This is a genomic window from Erysipelothrix enhydrae, from assembly GCF_035066605.1.
GTDB classification, from domain to species: domain Bacteria; phylum Bacillota_I; class Bacilli_A; order Erysipelotrichales; family Erysipelotrichaceae; genus Erysipelothrix; species Erysipelothrix amsterdamensis.
Genome location: NZ_CP125807.1, coordinates 1,684,192 through 1,703,338, shown reverse-complemented (window position 1 = coordinate 1,703,338; position 19,147 = coordinate 1,684,192). Strand labels below are relative to the sequence as shown.

At 36.7% G+C, this 19,147-nt stretch carries 15 protein-coding genes and 1 other annotated feature; all 15 genes read left to right on the top strand.

Features of this window, described 5'->3' with window-relative positions; all coding sequences use genetic code 11:
• The first annotated feature begins 31 nt into the window (after positions 1–31).
• The 15 genes from polA to LLS04_RS08230 all read left to right on the top strand — a co-directional run bounded on the left by polA (position 32) and on the right by LLS04_RS08230 (position 19,098).
• Entirely contained in the window at positions 32–2,533 is a 2,502-nt protein-coding gene (gene polA, locus LLS04_RS08300; RefSeq protein ID WP_323611244.1) for a DNA polymerase I, read from the top strand.
• A 2-nt stretch (positions 2,534–2,535) separates the two neighbouring features.
• Complete coding sequence (mutM, locus tag LLS04_RS08295; RefSeq protein ID WP_323611242.1) at positions 2,536–3,357, top strand: bifunctional DNA-formamidopyrimidine glycosylase/DNA-(apurinic or apyrimidinic site) lyase; 822 nt, start codon at positions 2,536–2,538, stop codon at positions 3,355–3,357.
• The gene (gene coaE / locus LLS04_RS08290) at positions 3,354–3,959 is read left to right on the top strand and encodes a dephospho-CoA kinase (protein ID WP_323611241.1); all 606 of its coding nucleotides are present in this window, start codon (positions 3,354–3,356) and stop codon (positions 3,957–3,959) included. The genes mutM and coaE overlap by 4 nt, the downstream gene beginning before the upstream one ends.
• On the top strand, positions 3,940–5,100 hold the full coding sequence (locus LLS04_RS08285) for a DnaD domain protein (RefSeq protein ID WP_323611239.1): 1,161 nt from the start codon (positions 3,940–3,942) through the stop codon (positions 5,098–5,100). The genes coaE and LLS04_RS08285 overlap by 20 nt, the downstream gene beginning before the upstream one ends.
• Complete coding sequence (locus LLS04_RS08280) at positions 5,101–6,021, top strand: ATP-binding protein (protein ID WP_323611237.1); 921 nt, start codon at positions 5,101–5,103, stop codon at positions 6,019–6,021.
• A gap of 63 nt (positions 6,022–6,084) precedes the next feature.
• Positions 6,085–7,044 carry a 6-phosphofructokinase gene (pfkA, locus tag LLS04_RS08275; RefSeq protein WP_003773923.1) on the top strand — a complete coding sequence of 320 codons (960 nt, stop codon included), beginning with the start codon at positions 6,085–6,087 and terminating at the stop codon, positions 7,042–7,044.
• Positions 7,045–7,057: 13 nt separating this feature from the next.
• A complete protein-coding gene (gene pyk, locus LLS04_RS08270; RefSeq protein ID WP_323611236.1) occupies positions 7,058–8,485 on the top strand; it encodes a pyruvate kinase in 1,428 nt (475 codons plus the stop codon).
• Between the two features lie 10 nt (positions 8,486–8,495).
• Positions 8,496–9,410, top strand: coding sequence for an ROK family protein (locus LLS04_RS08265; RefSeq protein ID WP_254006605.1), 915 nt, complete (start codon positions 8,496–8,498; stop codon positions 9,408–9,410).
• Positions 9,410–10,639 (top strand): aminopeptidase, encoded by a 1,230-nt coding sequence (locus LLS04_RS08260; protein WP_323611235.1) that lies wholly within the window; start codon positions 9,410–9,412, stop codon positions 10,637–10,639. Before LLS04_RS08265 ends, LLS04_RS08260 begins: the two co-directional genes overlap by 1 nt.
• Positions 10,640–10,672: 33 nt before the next feature.
• Positions 10,673–10,870, top strand: a binding site (T-box leader).
• A gap of 40 nt (positions 10,871–10,910) precedes the next feature.
• Positions 10,911–12,662: a threonine--tRNA ligase gene (thrS, locus tag LLS04_RS08255; protein WP_323611234.1), complete on the top strand. Its 1,752-nt coding sequence runs from the start codon at positions 10,911–10,913 to the stop codon at positions 12,660–12,662.
• 219 nt (positions 12,663–12,881) lie between these two features.
• Positions 12,882–13,982 (top strand): BMP family lipoprotein, encoded by a 1,101-nt coding sequence (locus LLS04_RS08250; RefSeq protein ID WP_323611233.1) that lies wholly within the window; start codon positions 12,882–12,884, stop codon positions 13,980–13,982.
• Between the two features lie 106 nt (positions 13,983–14,088).
• Positions 14,089–15,180, top strand: coding sequence for a BMP family lipoprotein (locus tag LLS04_RS08245; protein ID WP_323611232.1), 1,092 nt, complete (start codon positions 14,089–14,091; stop codon positions 15,178–15,180).
• 336 nt (positions 15,181–15,516) lie between these two features.
• The gene (locus LLS04_RS08240; protein ID WP_323611231.1) at positions 15,517–17,052 is read left to right on the top strand and encodes an ABC transporter ATP-binding protein; all 1,536 of its coding nucleotides are present in this window, start codon (positions 15,517–15,519) and stop codon (positions 17,050–17,052) included.
• Complete coding sequence (locus LLS04_RS08235; protein WP_323611230.1) at positions 17,039–18,145, top strand: ABC transporter permease; 1,107 nt, start codon at positions 17,039–17,041, stop codon at positions 18,143–18,145. The genes LLS04_RS08240 and LLS04_RS08235 overlap by 14 nt, the downstream gene beginning before the upstream one ends.
• Positions 18,145–19,098, top strand: a complete 954-nt coding sequence (locus LLS04_RS08230; protein WP_254006600.1) for an ABC transporter permease — start codon at positions 18,145–18,147, stop codon at positions 19,096–19,098. The genes LLS04_RS08235 and LLS04_RS08230 overlap by 1 nt, the downstream gene beginning before the upstream one ends.
• The last annotated feature ends 49 nt before the right edge of the window (positions 19,099–19,147 follow it).

Below are 19,147 nucleotides of genomic sequence, written 5' to 3'. Positions count from 1 at the left end.
AGGGTTTTACTTATTTAGAAAGTAGGAAAACATGAATAAATTATTATTAATAGACGGGAATTCAATGCTCTTTAGGGCTTACTATGGAACGCTTTCAAGAGGATACATGAAGTCCAGTTCGGGTGTGGTCACCAATGCAGTATATGGCTTTTCAACAATGCTTGCTAAAGCAATAGAAATCATAAATCCTACACATGTCCTCGTGGCCTTTGATACAAAGGATAAAACATTTCGTCATGATATGTTTGATGCGTATAAAGGGACTCGTAAAGAGGTTGATGAAGAATTGGTGTCTCAATTTGCGCTTGTACGTGAATTTTTAGATGCGTATCCAATTCAACGGTTTGAACTAAGTGGTTATGAGGCGGACGATATTATCGGAACAATGTCAAAAATGTATCCGGATTATAAAGTTGAAATTTTAACTAGTGATCGTGACATGTTGCAACTTATTGATGATAATGTTGATGTTTTGCTTATGAAAAAAGGTCTTACGGATTTACGTCTTATGGATAAAGCAAATTTAATGGATGAAATGGGTATTGAACCAAAACAAATTGTAGATATGAAAGCGTTAATGGGTGATGCTAGTGATAATATTCCTGGTGTGCCATCAATCGGTGAGAAAACCGCACTTAAACTTCTTGGACAATATAGTACTTTTGAGAATCTGTATGTGCACAAAGAAGAAATCAAAGGGAAAATGGGAGAAAAAATCCGTGAGTTTGAAGAACAAGCGAGAATGTCTTATCAATTGGCTAAAATACATACCTCTGTTCCACTTGATATTGATCTTTCCAGCATCAAGTATGAAATACCAAACGAGTCATTAAATGCTTTTTATCGTAAATATGATATGAATTCACTTATTACCGATAATTATGATGTCGAAGTGGTTGAAAAAGAGACAATCAAATTTATCGATTTGGATTTATCTTGGAAAAAGTCGATGATTGCAATTTCAATGGAACTTGACAAAAAAGGAAACCTAGAAGGGTGTTACCTTTCCGATGGTAAAGAGAATATTTATTTAACATTTGGAGAAATGGTTGGAAATGAGGCTTTTAGAGCGCTCATTTCATCGGATATTTCTATTGTGGTTGACTCGTCTAAGTCACTCTATCGATTTTGTTTAGAAAACGATATAGAAATAATGAATCAATTTGATGATTTGTTACTTCTTGCATTTATAGTAAATTCGTCAATAACGACCATGGCACGATTAAAGGATGAATTTGGTTTGTGGTTCCATGAATATGAAGGTATGGAAAAAGGTGCAGCATTCACTCAAGCAATACTTACCCAATTTAATACACTAAAATCTGAAGCAGATAAGATTGAAGTTTATTCAGTATATGAAGAGATTGAAAAACCTTTAGTTCCCATTTTATCAAAGTGTGAGTTTAGAGGAATTAATGTTGATCGAAGTGTTCTAGATGAAATCGCACGCGTTACACATCAAAAAATCGAGACACTCAGCAATCAAGTTTATGAACTTGCAGGGATGGAATTCAATTTAAATTCGCCAAAACAACTTGCAGAGGTATTATTTGACCATCTCCAATTGCCTACTAAAAAGAAACGTTCAACTGCCGTGGATGTGCTTGAAGGCTTAATTGAAGAACATGCAATCATAGTTCCAATTTTGGAATATCGAAAGTATCAAAAACTTTATAGTACTTATGCTGTAGGTTTAACGAAGCATATTCATGCTGATGGAAAAATTCATACTTCTTTTAATCAACATGCAACACAAACCGGTCGTTTGTCTTCAAGTGACCCAAATTTACAAAATATTTCGGTTCGTGATGAAGAAACACGGATGATTCGGAAAGCTTTTGTAGCATCAGAAGGTTGTACCTTAATGTCCATCGATTATTCTCAAATTGAGCTTCGTGTACTCTCTTACTTAGCCGATGAAAAACGTATGATGGAAGCATTTAACGGTGGTCACGATATTCACTCTGAAACTGCGAAAGCGATATTTGGTGTTGATGATGTAACAAGTACGATGCGACGTCAAGCAAAAAGTGTTAACTTTGGTATCGTTTATGGTATGTCAGAATATGGACTTTCAAAACAATTGGATATCACTATTCCAGAAGCACGTCATTTTATAACACGATATAATGAAATTTACCCTAACATTACAAAATATATGGATTCTGTCGTTGAAGACTGTTTGCGTGACGGTTATGTCAAGACGCTCTTTAATCGCCGTCGTTATATTCCTGAAATCTACGATGCCAATCGTGCAGTGAAGGATTTTGGAAAACGCGCAGCGATGAATGCGCCGATACAAGGTACAGCAGCAGATATTATCAAAATTGCAATGATTAAAGCAGACGAATTATTGACGTCAAACAATTATAAATCATCAATGATCCTACAAGTTCATGATGAACTTGTATTCGATGTTTATGACGATGAACTGGAACAAATTCAAGATTTAATGGTATCTGTTATGGAGCACATTGTCTCATGGCCTATTGATTTGAATGTTTCTGTGGATACAGGTAAGGATTGGTATTAATTATGCCTGAATTACCAGAAGTTGAGACAATTATACGCACCCTTGAGAAGTCTCTCAAAGGTAAACAAATTGATTCAGTCAATTTTATTTATCCAAAACTGCTCGAAGATCAATCAGATTATCCACTCGAGAGTCTCGTCGGATCAAACTTTAAAGCGTTTCATCGTCGAGGGAAATACCTCTGGTTTGAGATGTCGAATGATTTACATTGGATTCTTCACTTAAGAATGGAAGGGAAGTTTCATCTTTACGATTACGATAAAGCACCATCTAAGCACACTCACTGTGTTATTAATTATGATGGGGGCACGATTCACTATTTAGATACACGAAAATTTTCACGGATGGCTGTCGTGAAAGACCCACTGAAATATTTAGAAACGAAAAACTTAGGTTATGAACCGTTTGACTCAAATTTAAATGGTGAATACGTCTATCAGAAAATTCACCATTCCAAACGCGTTATGAAATCAATATTATTGGATCAAAGCATCATTGCCGGAATTGGTAATATTTATGCAGATGAAATTCTTTTTGAAACTCAAATTCACCCACTAACTACGGGTTCGAAAATAACAATGAAACAGTGCGACTTACTCGTAGAGACGACGAAAATTATTCTTCGTAACGCAATTAAAGCTGGAGGAACAACTGTGCGTTCATACACTTCATCGCTTAACGTATCAGGACGGTTTCAAATTAACCTTAATGCATATGGGAGAGCAGGCGATCCGTGTTCACGATGTGGTTCAATTATGAAACGCATCGTTGTATCGGGTCGATCAACTGTATTTTGTGAAAAATGTCAGAAGGTACAAGTATGAAAATAGGAATCACAGGAACAATTGGCTCGGGAAAGTCGAGTGTAAGTCATCATATCGTCGATCTGGGTTATCAGGTGTATGATATGGATCGTTTAACACATTCATTTTATGAACCAGAGGGTATTCTATATGAGTATATTATCGAATTATTGGGCCCTGAAATTCTCCGGACTGATAAAACGGTGGATCGTCAGTTGATGTCAGAAATATTATTTTCGAATACTAATTTACTTGAACAACTTGAAAAAAAAGTTTTCTCTGAAGTTAGAGTATTTATCCAAGATATTCAAGATGATAAAAATTCGATGATATTTTTTGAAGTTCCGCTTCTTTTTGAGTCAAAGATGGAAGATTTATTTGACTGTATTATCATGGTCAGTGCAGACTATGATGTTCGCATCAAAAGGTTATTAAATCGTGGCATGAAGACTGATGATATCAATCTAAGGGTGAATCGGCAGTATTCGGAAAAGATAAAAGAAGAAAAATCAGACTATATTCTATATAATAATAGTACGGTTGTTGATTTAAATCAGGAAACTGAGAAATTAATTGAAAAAATAAAAAAGGAGGAGTCAATTGATGCAAGAAGTCGTATATAAAACAAATGTAGATTTTAAAATAGCCCCTGATCAAATGGAGTCATTGATCCTCTTATATCAACCCCTTTTTTCATATCCTGCATTAAGTTTATATTTGACACTATATGAGTTTGGTCAATTTGAGTCGGAGGTGCCAATTAAATCATTGACACATATGTTACACCTTGGGACTTCTGACTTAAACAATTATCGAAAAGAGTTAGAGCGTTTTGCACTTATTCGAACGTATGATACGGGTGTTTTAACCCTTGTTCTGACACCACCGCTCAGCCCTCATGATTTCTTACAGCATCCTACCTTTGGAAGACTCTATGCAATTGTACGCGGAAATGAAGCTTTTATTGAGGTTTGTTCACGTTACCGTAAAAGTAATTGTGTTGAATTGGATAATGAAATATCCGCAAGTTTTGATTTGTCTCGATTATCATCCTGGGATGAGTCGTTAGAAGAATCATATACATCAAAACGCGCTGAAGGAACAGATACAGATCGTAAGCATAAATTCGACGTTGAGGGCTTCTTTAAGTCGATCAGTAATGTGATGTATCCACGAGCATTTCGAACTGAAGATGTTCGTGAAAAAGTAGGGGTGTTTGGTTCTTTCTATAATCTAAACTACTTAGATATGAAATCTGTATTAATGGCTTCAACAAATTTTGAAACCGGTGATTTCGATTCGAAAAAGTTTCAGTATCTCATAGAAAAAAATCACGGAACACAAAGTGTTGAAAGTGTTTCTGATCCTTACGAACTTGATCCTGTCAGCTTCTTGGCTTATAAACAGGAAGATTCATTCATCATTGACGCGGATCGAAAACTGTTAAAATCTTTAGAGCATAATTTCGGTTTTGATAACAAAGTCATTAATGTACTTGTAGAGTATATTCTAGAAACAAATGACAAAAACTTAAACAGAGGATTTGTTGAAAAGGTCGCATCATCATGGAAACGTCGTGGTGTAAAATCATTGGAGGACGCTCTTAAAGAACGAGAAGCGCCTAATCTTTCAAATAATAAGCGTGTACCGAAACCAAAGGTTGAAGTTGTAGCGCCAACCTATTCCACAGATACTACAATTGATAAAGATGTTGATGAACTAAAATCTCGATTAAAAGGGATGTTAAGTAAAGGAGAGATCTAGATGAGTTTACGTAATCTAAAATTTGAGTTATCCGATGAACAAGTTCAAAAGCGTGTCGAAACGTTTGAACGTTTACGTATCTTACCAGAAATAATCGATTTTATGGAACGATTTGAGTGTCCCGATTCGATTGTCGAAGCGAATGCGTTTCAATTCAAAAATTGGGTTCTAAATAAACGAAAAGCTGAATCATACTCAGCCCAAGAACTTGAAAATGATCCAAGTTTGGGTCAATATGTAGACCTAATTTATGATCAAACAACTGGGATCTTATCTGAGCAGATTTTCGAACTTCCAATTGTTCGGGAAATTGCGGAAGAAAATGCTTATTTAAGTCAGTATGTTATCTTTGATTTACCACTTAGTTTACACGATGCATTATTTTCTAAAATATCAATTGAAAATGAAAACCCAAATTATTTAGGTGTTCTTGAAGATATGATTAACTTTGTTGAAAATGACAAACCAGGATATTATCTTTATGGCAATTTGGGTATTGGAAAGAGTTATTTAAGTGCGTGTGTTTCAAACGACTTTGCTAAGAGTGGTCGAAATGTGGCATTTATTCATGTACCGAAACTTATGAGTCATTTAAAGCAATTATTTACACATCCAACTGAGATGGAATATACATTAAGAAAGTTAAGAAAAGTACCTTTACTTGTTTTGGATGATTTGGGAGCGGAACCAATCACGTCATGGAGTCGTGATGAAATCTTATTGTCGATTCTAAATGAACGCCTCGAAAACAAAAAAAAGACGATTATAACAAGTAATTACAGTCCTGACATGCTTGTTGACTTATATAAACTCGATAATAAGGGGACATCTGATGAGATTCGAGCTAAAAGATTAGTAGATCGTATCCATGCTTTAACAATCCCATATGAAATGGTGGGTCAAAATCGACGAAACAAGTAATTTATCAACATTTTGTAGAGAAATAGCAATAAAATAGTGGTATGATTACAAGAGAGGTGAATTATGAAGAAGATTGGCATATTAACTTCAGGTGGTGATGCTCCGGGCATGAATGCAGCGATTCGTGCCGTTGTCCGTTCTGGTATTTCAGCCGGACTTGAAGTATTTGGTGTTTTTGACGGATACGAAGGCTTGGTAAACGATAATATTCGTAAGCTAAGTCGTGGTGATGTTAGTGACATTATTATTCAAGGTGGAACAATTTTAGGGAGTGCACGTCTTGAGGACTTTAAGCTTCTTGAAGTTCGTGAAAAAGCTGTAGCGAACTTAGAGAAACACGGTATTGAAGGTTTGGTTGTCATAGGCGGTGATGGAAGTTACCGTGGTGCGATGGCACTTACAGAGATGGGGATTAACTGTATTGGAATTCCAGGTACCATTGACAATGATATTGCATCTACTGATTACACGATTGGCTTTGATACAGCATTGAATACAGTTATTCTTAATGTTGATAAGCTCCGTGATACTTCGAGTTCACACCATCGTTGTTCAGTTGTAGAGGTTATGGGAAATCGATGTGGTGATTTAGCCCTCTATGCTGGACTAACTACAGGTGCGGAAGTAATTATTACAAAAGAAACAGGATATGATGAATCAGAAGTATTAGAACGCTTAAGCAAAATTGAAGAAGTGAAGAAAAAACGACATGCAATTGTTATCATTAGTGAAAAAATAACAGATGTAGAACTTCTAGCGCAAAAGATTTCAAGACATACTGGTTTTTCTGGCCGTTCAACTGTTTTAGGTCATATACAACGTGGTGGATCACCGACAGCGCGTGACCGTATTTTAGCAACACAATTCGGTGATAAGGCAGTAAGACTGCTTATCGCAGGTGATGGCGGAAAATGCGTCAGCATCTTAAACGAAGAAATAGTAGCAATCGATATTGATGAAGCATTGAAAATGCCTAAAAAATCAAGTAGAGCGCTGTTTGAATTACATGACAGATTGGTATAGGAGGATAAACAATATGCATGAAATGAAAAAAACTAAGATTATTTGTACTATCGGACCCGCTTCCGAATCACCAGAGATGATTGAAAAACTCGCAAACGAAGGAATGAATATCGTTCGTTTTAACTTCTCACACGATGTTCAAGAAAATCATTTACGTCGTATGAAAGTTGTTCGCGAAGTTAGCGATCGAATTGGTATTAACCTAGGGATTCTTTTAGACACTAAAGGTCCAGAAATCCGCTGTGGCGATATGGAAAATGGTGCACTTGAATTTGCAGAGGGCGATATTGTTCGTGTAGGTTTTGATGCAGATTATTTAGGAAATAACGAACGCTTTACTTTATTAGTACCAGAAGTTTATGAAGATGTTAAAGTTGACGATTACCTACTTATTGATGACGGTAAAATGAAACTTACAGTTATTGATAAAAAAGATGGCGATCTTGTATGTCGTATCGATAATCCTGGTCTTATTAAAACACGTAAAGGTGTTAACGTACCTAACGTAGTGTTAAGTATGCCTTTCCTTTCTGAAAAAGACCGTGCAGATATCACATTTGGTGCAGTTAATGGTATTGACTATGTTGCGGCATCATTTGTTAGACGTGCACAAGACGTCCTAGATATTCGTGAAGTTATTGAAGCAGCTGGAAAACCCGATATCCAAATCATTGTTAAGATTGAAAACCAAGAAGGATTCGATAACATCGAAAGCATTCTTGAAGTTGCAGATGGTGTGATGGTTGCTCGTGGGGACTTAGGTGTTGAAGTAAGTACACACTTAGTTCCAATTTATCAAAAACAAATCATTAAAACAGCAAACAGAATGGGTAAACCTGTAGTTACAGCGACTCATATGCTTGAATCAATGCAACAAAACCCACGTCCAACACGCGCTGAAGCTAGTGATGTTGCCAATGCAATTTTAGACGGTACTGATGCAATTATGCTTTCAGGTGAATCTGCTGTTGGGGCATACCCAGTTGAAGCGGTTCGTACAATGGCAGAAATTGCGATTGCTATGGAAGAAATTATTCCTTACCGCGATCGTTTACGTCATTCAATTAAATCATCAAAACGAACAATTCAAGATTCAATCGGGATTTCAATTGCTGAAACAGCATTAAACCTTGATGATGTTGCTGCGGTAATTGCATTTACTCAAAGCGGCTCAACTGCTAAACGTATCTCAAAATACCGTCCAAACGTTCCTGTGATTGCTGTTACTTTCACTAAAGAAGTACAAAATCGCCTTGAAATCGTATGGGGTGTTAAACCAGTTGTTTCAGATATCCGAAATGAAATGACAAACGATGATGAAATTGCAAATACAATTGCTAAAAACTTCGGAATCGAACCAGGTAAAAAAGTTATTATTGCTGCTGGATACCCAACAGGTACCGGTAATACAAATACAATGAAAATTATTGAAATAAAATAAGGAGATTGTTATGAATAAATATATCGGAGTTGATTTAGGCGGTACGAATGTACGTGTGGCTGTTATTGATGAAGATGGAAAGATTCATGAGCAGGTTAAGAGCGAATCATACGCACTTGAGGGACCAGAAGTTGTTTTAGATAACATCATTTCGATGATAAAAAACTTAAAACAATTTGACGAATGTGTTGGAATTGGACTGGGTTTACCTGGTCCAGTTAACACAGAACTTGGGTGCGTAACCTTATCTACTAACATGAAAGGGTTTACGGAGTATCCGGTAATTGATTATCTTAAAAAACATATAGATTTACCAATCTATATGGATAATGATGCAAACGTTGCAGGTCTTGCTGAAGCACTAGTCGGTGCAGGTAAAGGCAACAACGTTGTGTATTATTTAACGCATTCTACGGGTATTGGGGGGGCACTTGTATTTAATGGACAAGTGCTTTCTGGTCACAAGGGGTATGCGGGTGAAGTCGGTAATATCGTGATAGATCGTGAACGTGTTCGACGTTCGGACATTAATACTTTAAATGCGGGTGCGGTTGAAAATGAAGCAAGTGGTTCGGCATTAGTTCGTAAAGCTCAAGAATTGATTGATCCAAAAATTCAGTCTGCAGAAGAAATTTTCACCCTTATGGAACAAGAAAATGAACAGGCGATTCAACTTATTGATGAAATGTCTTACGATTTCGCAATGATGCTCTCTTCAATTGCGCATGTATGTAATCCACATATTTTTGTAATTGGTGGTGGTGTTACGAAATCAAAAAACTTATATTGGGACCGTATGATCGGTTACTATCAGGAACTCGTTCATGAACAAATGAGAGATACTCAATTTGTTGAAGCGAAGTTGGATGAACCTGGTGTAATAGGTGCGGCGATGTTGTGTTACTCGAAAGAAGGTCACAGATAATGAATGATTTATTAAAAAAATATGCTAAACTTGCGGTTTGTTCAGGTGTTAATGTACAAAAAGGACAAACAGTTTTAGTAAATGTTAAAGCTGAGCACTATGAGTTTGCTCGTTTAATTGTAGAGGAAGCTTATGCAGCAGGTGCTAAAAAAGTTGTAATCAAATTTGGTGATGATCATATTGCGAAAATGCATGTTCAAAATCAAGATATTGAAACACTTACCGATATTCCTCAATGGCTTATTGACGAATACGATAGTTATTTAGATGAAGATTTATGCCGTCTCTCTATCTACGCACCATCACCAGGGCTAATGGCTGATGTAGACGGTGATAAACTGGCTGCACAAGCTAAAGCACAAGGACTAGCTTTAAAGCGCATGCGAGAGTATACGATGGCGAACCGAGGACAGTGGTCTTTAGTGTCACTTCCAACTAAAGAATGGGCACATGTTGTTTTCCCGGATCTTGAGGTTGAAGAAGCGTATGAAAAACTGTTAGAAGCTATTCTTTATGCCGTACGTATTAATGAAAATGATGATCCAGTTTCAGCTTGGGAAAAGCATAATGCAAAACTATCACATCAAAATCAAATTTTAAACGACTACAATTTCAAATCTTTACATTTCAAAAATGCTAAGGGTACCGATATTGTCGTTGGATTGGTTGATAATCATGTATGGGCTGGCGGAGAAGAAGTTTCAGAACGTGGCTATACATTTAATCCGAATATGCCAACTGAGGAATCATTCACCATGCCAGATCGCCTTAACGTAAATGGAATTGTCTATAGTACTAAACCATTAAACTATAATGGTAAGCTTATCGATGAATTCTGGCTGAAATTTGTTGACGGAAAAGTTGTTGAGTTTGACGCAAAACAAGAACGTGAGACACTAGAACAACTTTTAAATACGGATGAAGGTAGCCGTCACATTGGAGAAATTGCACTCATTTCACATCAATCTCCAATTTCTGACTTGAATATTTTATTCTATAACACGCTTTTTGATGAAAATGCATCATGTCATATGGCCTTAGGCCGTGCTTACCCAATGAATCTTAAGGGTGGTACTGAAATGACTGATGAAGAATTACTTGCCCATAATGCAAATGATTCATTAAATCATGAAGATTTTATGTTTGGTAGCGAGGATATGAGTGTTGTAGGAACGACACACGATGATAAAGAAATTGTCGTATTTAGTGAAGGTAATTTTGTAATTTAGTTGATATTTTTTTACTATTGATGTATAAATAATATATAAACAGTGAAGAGGACAAAAATACGTTGTTTTGAACTAGAGAGTGAAGTGGTTGGTGAAAACTTCTCGTAGAATATGCGTATTTACCACCTCAGAGTTGGATTTTAGAAAAAATCCCGTATTCTGGCGTTAACAGTTTAAGTGCACAATTTAAATTGTGAATTAAAGGTGGTACCGCGTAAATTCGTCCTTTTGGATGGATTTACGTTTTTTATTTTTTATAGAGGAGGTTATTATGGTAAATATTAGAGAAGACGAACGTCTTAATATCTTGAATCACTCATCAGCACACTTACTTGCTCATGCTGTGAAGCGTCTATATCCTGAAGCAAAGTTCTGGGTTGGGCCTGTAATTGAAGACGGTTTTTATTATGACATGGATTTAGGGGATCAAGTTTTAACAGAAGAAGACCTACCTAAAATTGAGTCAATGATGCGTAAAATTGCAAAAGAAGATAAACGCATTACACGTGAAGAGTTAACAAAAGAAGAGGCTTTAGAAATTTTTAAAGATGATTCATATAAAATCGATATTATTAACAATCTTGAGGATGATGCAACAATAACAGCATACCGCCAAGCAGAATTTATTGATTTATGTCGAGGACCACATGTCGAAACGACAAAGAAAATGAAACATTTCAAGCTTCTTAAGGTTTCTGGAGCATATTGGAAGGGCGATTCCAATAACAAAATGCTTCAACGTGTCTATGGAATTACTTTTGAAACTGAAGAAGATCTTAACCAGTATCTTGAATGGTTAGAAGCAGCGAAAGCACGTGATCATAAGAAACTCGGAAAAGAACTTGAACTTTTTATGATGAGTGAATTTGGACCAGGGTTCCCATTCTGGTTACCAAATGGTATGACATTGCGCCACGCATTGGATGAGTATTACTACAATGCACATATCAAACGAGGATATGTATTTACACAAACCCCAATGATGTTAAATAAAGAGTTGTGGGAAGTCTCAGGTCACTGGGAAAACTATCGTGAAAATATGTATACATCAACAATCGATGATCGTGAATTCGCAATTAAACCCATGAATTGTCCAGGAGGAATGCTGGTCTATAAAAACGGTTTGCATTCATACCGTGATTTACCAATTAGACTTGCTGAGATGGGACATGTTCATCGTCATGAGGCAAGTGGTGCTTTGAACGGTTTATTCCGCGTTCGTTCTTTTACTCAAGATGATGCTCACTTATTTATGCGTGAGGATCAATTACAAGATGAAATTGTAGAAATTTTAGATTTCATTGATGAAATTTATTCAACATTTGGTCTTTCTTATTCAATCGAGTTATCAACTCGTCCTGAGGACAAATATATTGGCGACATAGAAGTTTGGGATCGTTCAGAACAAGCGCTTAAAGAGGCTTGTATGGCTGCTGGTGTCGACTTTAAGATTAATGAGGGCGATGGTGCTTTCTATGGTCCTAAACTAGACTTTAAAGTAAGAGACTCATTAAACCGAGTGTGGCAATGTGGTACAGTCCAATTGGATATGAATCTTCCTGAACGATTCGACCTCACATATGTTGCGGAAGATGGTAAGAAAAAACGTCCAATCATGCTTCATCGCGCTATTTTCGGGTCAATTGAACGCTTTATTGGTATTCTTATTGAGCACTTTGCAGGTGGTTTTCCAGTTTGGATGGCTCCAAAACAAATTGAAATCATACCAGTTAATACGGAGTTCCATATGGATTACGCAAACGAAGTCTGCAATCTTCTTTTAGAAAAAGGTATTCGTGCACATGTTGATGGTCGTAATGAAAAATTAGGTTATCGTTTACGTGAAGCACAGAAGAATAAAATTCCACTTCAATTAATTATTGGAGATAAAGAAATTGAAGAACGTAGCGTCAACGTTCGTCGTTATGGTGAACGAGCACAAAATCCTTTTGATTTAGATGCATTCATGCAAATGGTTGAAAACGAAATTAATACACGTTATATTCATAAAATCGAAAAATAATAAGTTCATTAATATTTTGAACAATTAAATAGAATGAGCATTAGTGCAGAGGTGTATTAAAGCTCATTTTTTGTTCTTAGTTGATTCGTGATTTATAACGATTTCAAATTTATCCCTAAATAAATGATACCGGTTACATATATTTGTGACATTTCTATTGATTATCAATATAAAATTCGATACGATATAGACACAAGGAAACTTGTATGGAGGAAACAGATGAAAAAACTATTTTCTAGTGTTTTAGTTGTCTTGTTAGCTCTTACTCTTACCGCTTGTTCAGGTGGAGAAAAAGCACAAGATGGAAAAGGCGCAGAAATCGCTTTGATTACTGACGTTGGTACAATTGATGACCGCTCATTTAACCAAGGTTCATACGAAGGCGTTAAACAGTATGGAGATGAAAATAAAGTTACATATACATACTATCGTCCCGTTGCGAAAGACGACGAGGCATACTTTAACGAAATCGAAAAAGCGATTACTGAAGGGGGCGCTAAGGTTGTTGTTATGCCAGGATTTTTATTCGCTAACGCAGCATTTAGAGCACAACAAGAATTTCCGGATGTAAACTTTATTTTTGTAGACGGTGCTCCATCGGAGACACCTCAGTCAGAGCCAGTTATTGGTCCTAATATGTATTCAGTTGTTTGGGAAGAACAACAAGCTGGATTCTTAGCAGGATATGCTGCAGTTAAAGATGGCTATACTAAATTAGGTTACATTGGTGGTATGAAAGTTCCAGCTGTTGAAAAGTTCGGTTTAGGTTATGTTTACGGAGCAAATCACGCAGCTGAAGAATTAGGTGTTACAGTCGATATGATGTATAAATATTCAGGTACATTTGAAGCGTCACAAGAAGTTCAAATGTTAGCATCCGGCTGGTATGCAGGTGGAACTGAAGTCATCTTCGTTTCTGCTGGTGGTGCTGGACCTTCAGTCTTTAAGGCTGCAGAAGATAAAGAAGCTAAAGTTATTGGGGTCGATGTGGACCAAGCAGGCGAAAGCGAAACAATTATTACATCAGCATTAAAAGAACTTCAACTTGCTGTTTATGAAGGCTTGAAAGCACACTATGATGGAAAATTCCCAGGTGGAACACAACATGCTTACAATATCAATGATGATGGTGTCGGATTACCAAAGAACTTCGACCGTTTCAAAACATTCAAACAAGAAGATTTGGATAAAGTTATCTCAGATATGAAAGCGGATAAAGATGGTGTTACTTCAGCAATCAAGAAACAACATGCTGATGATTTCTCAGATGTTATCAGTGATCCAATCTTGAAAAACATTAATATCACATTTATTAAATAGTTATTATTAAACGGCTTAAGTGCCGTTTTTTTTCGCGTAAGTGGAAAAATAAGTGTTTGAATCTCGAACTTTCACTTGATAAAGTTAAAGTGCAAGGGGGATGATTATGAAATCCAAAATTATTATTTTATTGATAGGTTTATTTTTGCTTGGAGCATGCTCTTCAAAACCAACAGAAGATCAAACGACTTCTGAAATTGCTTTGATAACGGATATTGGTACGATCGATGACCATTCATTTAATCAAGAATCTTGGGAAGGTATTATTGATTTTTGTAAGGAACATAATGTTTCGTATAAATATTATCGACCAGAAAATAAAGATGATATTGCATTCTATAATGAAATTCAAAAAGCAATAGAAGAAGGAGGCGCTAAGGTCGTAGTTTTACCGGGATTTTATTTTGAAGCAACTGCGGCTAAAGTACAAAATGATTTTCCACACACTAAGTTTATTCTGATTGATGCTTTACCAAAACCTAATGAGTCAGGAACAATCGAAATTCGTGATAATCTCGTTCCAGTTTTATTTAGAGAAGAACAAGCTGCTTATCTAGCCGGATACGTCACTGCACTTGAGGGTTATACTAAAGTAGGATTCGTGGGAGGTGCTAAGATTCCTGCGGTAGAACGTTACGGAATGGGTTTTGTAAGAGGCTTGCAAGAAGGCGCTAAAAGTATAAATAAAACTATTGATCTCAAATATAAATACTCTGGGGCATTCGAGCCATCTACAGAAGTACAAATGTTAGGGTCTAGTTGGTATAACGAAGGAACAGAGGTTGTTTTTGGCTCGGCGGGTGGTGCCGGTCAGTCGATCATAAAAGCTGCTGAAGATGCAGATAAACGTTATATCGGAGTAGATGTTGATCAATCGTACTTAAGCAGTAAAGTGGTTTATTCTGCGACTAAGGGTATTCGAAAAACGGTCACAAGTCTTCTTGTAGATAACTTCGAAGGTAAATTTCCAGGTGGTAAACAACTCAGTGTTGACTTAAACAATGAAGGTGTTGGCTTGGCTTTTGATGAATCCAGATTGAAACAAATTGGTAAGATAGAAATCGAGGCACTTCTTGAGAAAACAAAAAAAGAAATTCAAGACGATAAATTAGTAATACTAACAGAACATGATGAACAGGGAGATGTTTTTGCGGATCAAAGTTTATTTCCAAATCTAAAAATTGATTATTATCGCTGAGCACTAAGCTCAGCGATATGTATGTTTTATAGTGTTGAAAGCGCTTGCTAAAACGTGTTGAAAATGCTAATATTTAGGTGAACATAAATCATATTCTATCGGGGGATGATTGAAGTTAGAACCCATCACAAAGGGTTAATTCACGAACAAACAGTTTTAATCTAACGCTTCAATTGAATAGAGCATGACGGTTTATAGTAAAAAAATAATACGGGGATGATGCTTATTAAAAATCGACAATTGGATATCAAGTATGCTTGATATTTTTATTATTTAAATTTTACTGTTTTATCGTTCTTTTTTTGTGTATGATATGTTTAAGGAGTGTAAGGGAATATGAAAAATATTGTTGAAATGAATCATATCACCAAGACGTTTCCTGGCATTAGAGCCAATGATGACGTCACAATTTCACTTCGTGAAGGGGAAATTTTAGCGCTACTGGGTGAGAATGGTGCTGGAAAGTCAACGTTGATGTCTGTGTTATTTGGGATGTACCAACCAGACTCGGGAGAAATTGTCATTCGTGACAAAGTTACTCAAATCAATAACCCTCATGAGGCAACCTACCATAAGATTGGTATGGTACACCAGCATTTTAAACTGGTTGATAATTTTACGGTTACTGAGAATATTATTTTAGGAGTGGAAACGGTTGAACGGGGAATGGTCCGTCTCGGAGATGCTCGTAAAGACATTATCGAATTAAGTAATCGATACAATCTAAATGTAGATCCAGATGCGAAAATTTCGGATATATCAGTAGGAATGCAACAACGTGTCGAAATTCTAAAATTACTTTATCGTGAAAGTGATGTTATGATTTTTGATGAACCGACGGCTGTTTTAACGCCACAAGAGATTCAAGAGTTAATGGCAATCATGAAGCAACTTCGATCCGAAGGAAAATCAATTATTTTTATTACCCATAAATTGAACGAAATCAAAGAAGTGGCTGATCGTGTGTCGGTTTTACGCAAGGGTAAATTTATTGGAACCGTCAATGTAAAAGATGTGACCGTCGATGAAATGTCCGAAATGATGGTGGGTCGAAAAATTGATTTAAATATCGATATGAAACCGCTAGAACGCGGTGAAGTCGTTTTAGAAGTTACCAATATTAATGTTGCTTCTTCGCATGGAAATCATGATGCCGTTAAAGCAGCATCGTTTGCATTGCATGAAGGTGAAATTGTAAGTATTGCGGGTATTGAAGGTAATGGACAACATGAATTGGTTTATGCAATTGCAGGGATGTTACCAATAACACAGGGTGAGATTGTGCTTAAAGGTGAAAGCATTGAAGATAAATCAATTCGATACAGAAATACTCATGGAATATCGCATATTCCGGAAGATCGTCACAAAGATGGCTTAGTTCTTGACTATAAATTGGATTTCAACCTTGTTTTAAAACAATATTTTACAGACCGCTTCCAGAAAAATGGAATGCTTCGTTTCGACAAAATCGAAACGTATGCACGTAAGATGATTGAAAAGTTTGATATTCGAAGTTCAAAAGGACCGAGTTCTGTTGTACGCAGTATGTCTGGTGGAAATCAACAAAAAGCTATATTGGCTCGTGAAATCGATATGGGATCAGAAGTTCTAATGGCTGTTCAACCAACACGAGGTCTTGATGTAGGTGCAATTGAATATATACATAACCAACTTGTAGCTCAACGCGATGCTGGGAAATCTGTTCTCCTCGTATCGTACGAATTATCTGAAATAATGAACATCAGTGATCGAATTCTTGTGATGTACAATGGAGAATTTGTAGGTGAATTTAAGCCAGAAGATATTACGCAACAAGAACTTGGCTTATATATGGCTGGAGCAAAGCGGGGTACTCTAAATGGCAAAAACTAGTTCGATTGGTACAAAAATTAAAAAAATCTTTGCAAATGAAGGGAATCATGCTGTTATTGCATCCTTCCTTGCGATAATCATTGGATTATTTGTTGGGTTTCTCGTAATCTTACTTACGACCCCACAATATGCATTAAGTGCATTTTGGATTATTCTTAAAGGTGGTTTCCACCATAACCTACGTGGTATGGGAAATGTTCTCTTTAGAGCAGCACCCATTATTCTAACGGGGTTATCTGTCGGATTCGCATTTAAAACGGGTCTCTTTAATATTGGGGCTTCTGGACAGTTTACAGTTGGTGCATTTACGGCTGTCTATATTGGTGTAAACTGGACTTGGATGCCTGCCGGTACTGGTTGGATTGTAGGTCTAATTGGTGGGGCTCTCGCTGGAGCACTGTGGGGTGCGATTGTAGGGGTCTTGAAGGCTTATCGAAATGTGAACGAAGTTATTGCTTCGATTATGTTGAACTATATTGGTATGTATGCCGTAAACTATCTGATTACCAATACTGCATTCGATTCTGTTCATTCACGTACTTTACCACCGGTAAATGCATATTTACCGGTATTGGGTTTAAACAAGATTTTTCCCAGATCATCGGTAAATATTGGAATTGTAATTGCGATTGTGATGGCAATTTTGCTTTATATCGTTTTAGAAAAAACAAAGTTTGGATTTGAACTGAAAGCAGTTGGATATAATCGTCATGCGAGCCGCTATGCGGGTATCAATGAAAAAAAATCAATCATTCTATCGATGACGATAGCAGGGGCTCTTGCGGGCCTTGGTGGTGCAGTGATGTACCTTGCAAATGTTGGAAAATACATGGATGTACTTAATGTTCTTCTTACAGAAGGATTTGACGGGATCTCAGTAGCTTTACTTGCGCAAAGCAATCCTATAGGTATTATTCTTTCAGGTCTCTTTATAGCACATATTACGTATGGTGGTAATAATCTTCAATTATTTGGTCTTGAGCCTGAAATTATCTCTGTTATCACCGCTACAATTATCTATGTGAGCGCACTTACAATACTTCTTAAAGGATTTATTGCGAAAGTGACGAAAAATTCCGGAGGTGATAACTGATGAACACACTTGCATTTATTGTTCAACAGATGTTGTATGTTGCAATCCCATTACTTGTAGTTTCACTTGGAGGCTTATTCTCTGAGCGTGGTGGTATTGTAAATATTGCTTTAGAAGGGATTATGGTATTTGGTACCTTCTTTGGAGTTATCACTCTGTTTTTCCTTCAGAACCATATGTCTGGTCAATTACTTTACATTGTTGCCATGTTAGCGGCCATTCTTGCCGGCGTTGTTATGGGAGCTGTACATGCGTTTGCCGCAATAAACATGAATGCGGATCAAACTATTAGTGGTACAGCCATTAATATGTTTGCGCCAGCATTTACAGTTTATATCGCACGACTCTTATATTCGGTTAAAGAAATTCCGTTCAGAAATGAGTTTCTCATTCGAAAGGTACCATTTTTGTCAGAAATACCCATTATTGGTAAGTTGTTTTTTACCAATGCGTATATCTCAACCTATATTGGAATTGCAATCCTCTTTATCGCAACCTTTGTTATTTATAAAACACGATTTGGTTTGCGATTAAGATCAGCAGGAGAGAATCCACATGCTCTTGATGCAGCAGGTGGAAATGTAAAACGTATCCGTTGGGCTGGAGTTCTTATATCTGGAGCACTTGCAGGGCTTGGTGGACTTATCATTACAGTTCCAATCAGCACATCATTTACAGGTACTGCAAATGGTTACGGGTTCCTTGCGTTAGCGATTCTTATTTTCGGTCAATGGAGACCTAAGACAATTTTCTTTTCATCTCTATTTTTCGCTCTTGCATTAACGCTATCCAATGTTTATTCAGGAATACCATTCCTAAATGGTCTCGGAATTCCGGATCAAGTTTTCAAAATGTTACCATATATTGCGACTTTAGTAGTCCTTGTATTCACATCTAAGAAATCGGCAGCTCCTAAGGCTGCAGGACAACCTTATGATGCAGGTAAACGTTGAATAAATAATTCACGCAAAAAAGGTATGAATCTCACATGGATGAGGTCAT

Coding starts and splice junctions, on each gene's coding strand:
- thrS (WP_323611234.1), top strand. CDS start 10,911: ATGGTAAATATTAGAGAAGACGAACGTCTTAATATCTTGAATCACTCA.
- LLS04_RS08250 (WP_323611233.1), top strand. CDS start 12,882: ATGAAAAAACTATTTTCTAGTGTTTTAGTTGTCTTGTTAGCTCTTACT.
- LLS04_RS08235 (WP_323611230.1), top strand. CDS start 17,039: ATGGCAAAAACTAGTTCGATTGGTACAAAAATTAAAAAAATCTTTGCA.
- mutM (WP_323611242.1), top strand. CDS start 2,536: ATGCCTGAATTACCAGAAGTTGAGACAATTATACGCACCCTTGAGAAG.
- LLS04_RS08285 (WP_323611239.1), top strand. CDS start 3,940: ATGCAAGAAGTCGTATATAAAACAAATGTAGATTTTAAAATAGCCCCT.
- coaE (WP_323611241.1), top strand. CDS start 3,354: ATGAAAATAGGAATCACAGGAACAATTGGCTCGGGAAAGTCGAGTGTA.
- LLS04_RS08230 (WP_254006600.1), top strand. CDS start 18,145: ATGAACACACTTGCATTTATTGTTCAACAGATGTTGTATGTTGCAATC.
- LLS04_RS08265 (WP_254006605.1), top strand. CDS start 8,496: ATGAATAAATATATCGGAGTTGATTTAGGCGGTACGAATGTACGTGTG.
- LLS04_RS08245 (WP_323611232.1), top strand. CDS start 14,089: ATGAAATCCAAAATTATTATTTTATTGATAGGTTTATTTTTGCTTGGA.
- pfkA (WP_003773923.1), top strand. CDS start 6,085: ATGAAGAAGATTGGCATATTAACTTCAGGTGGTGATGCTCCGGGCATG.
- polA (WP_323611244.1), top strand. CDS start 32: ATGAATAAATTATTATTAATAGACGGGAATTCAATGCTCTTTAGGGCT.
- LLS04_RS08280 (WP_323611237.1), top strand. CDS start 5,101: ATGAGTTTACGTAATCTAAAATTTGAGTTATCCGATGAACAAGTTCAA.
- LLS04_RS08260 (WP_323611235.1), top strand. CDS start 9,410: ATGAATGATTTATTAAAAAAATATGCTAAACTTGCGGTTTGTTCAGGT.
- LLS04_RS08240 (WP_323611231.1), top strand. CDS start 15,517: ATGAAAAATATTGTTGAAATGAATCATATCACCAAGACGTTTCCTGGC.
- pyk (WP_323611236.1), top strand. CDS start 7,058: ATGCATGAAATGAAAAAAACTAAGATTATTTGTACTATCGGACCCGCT.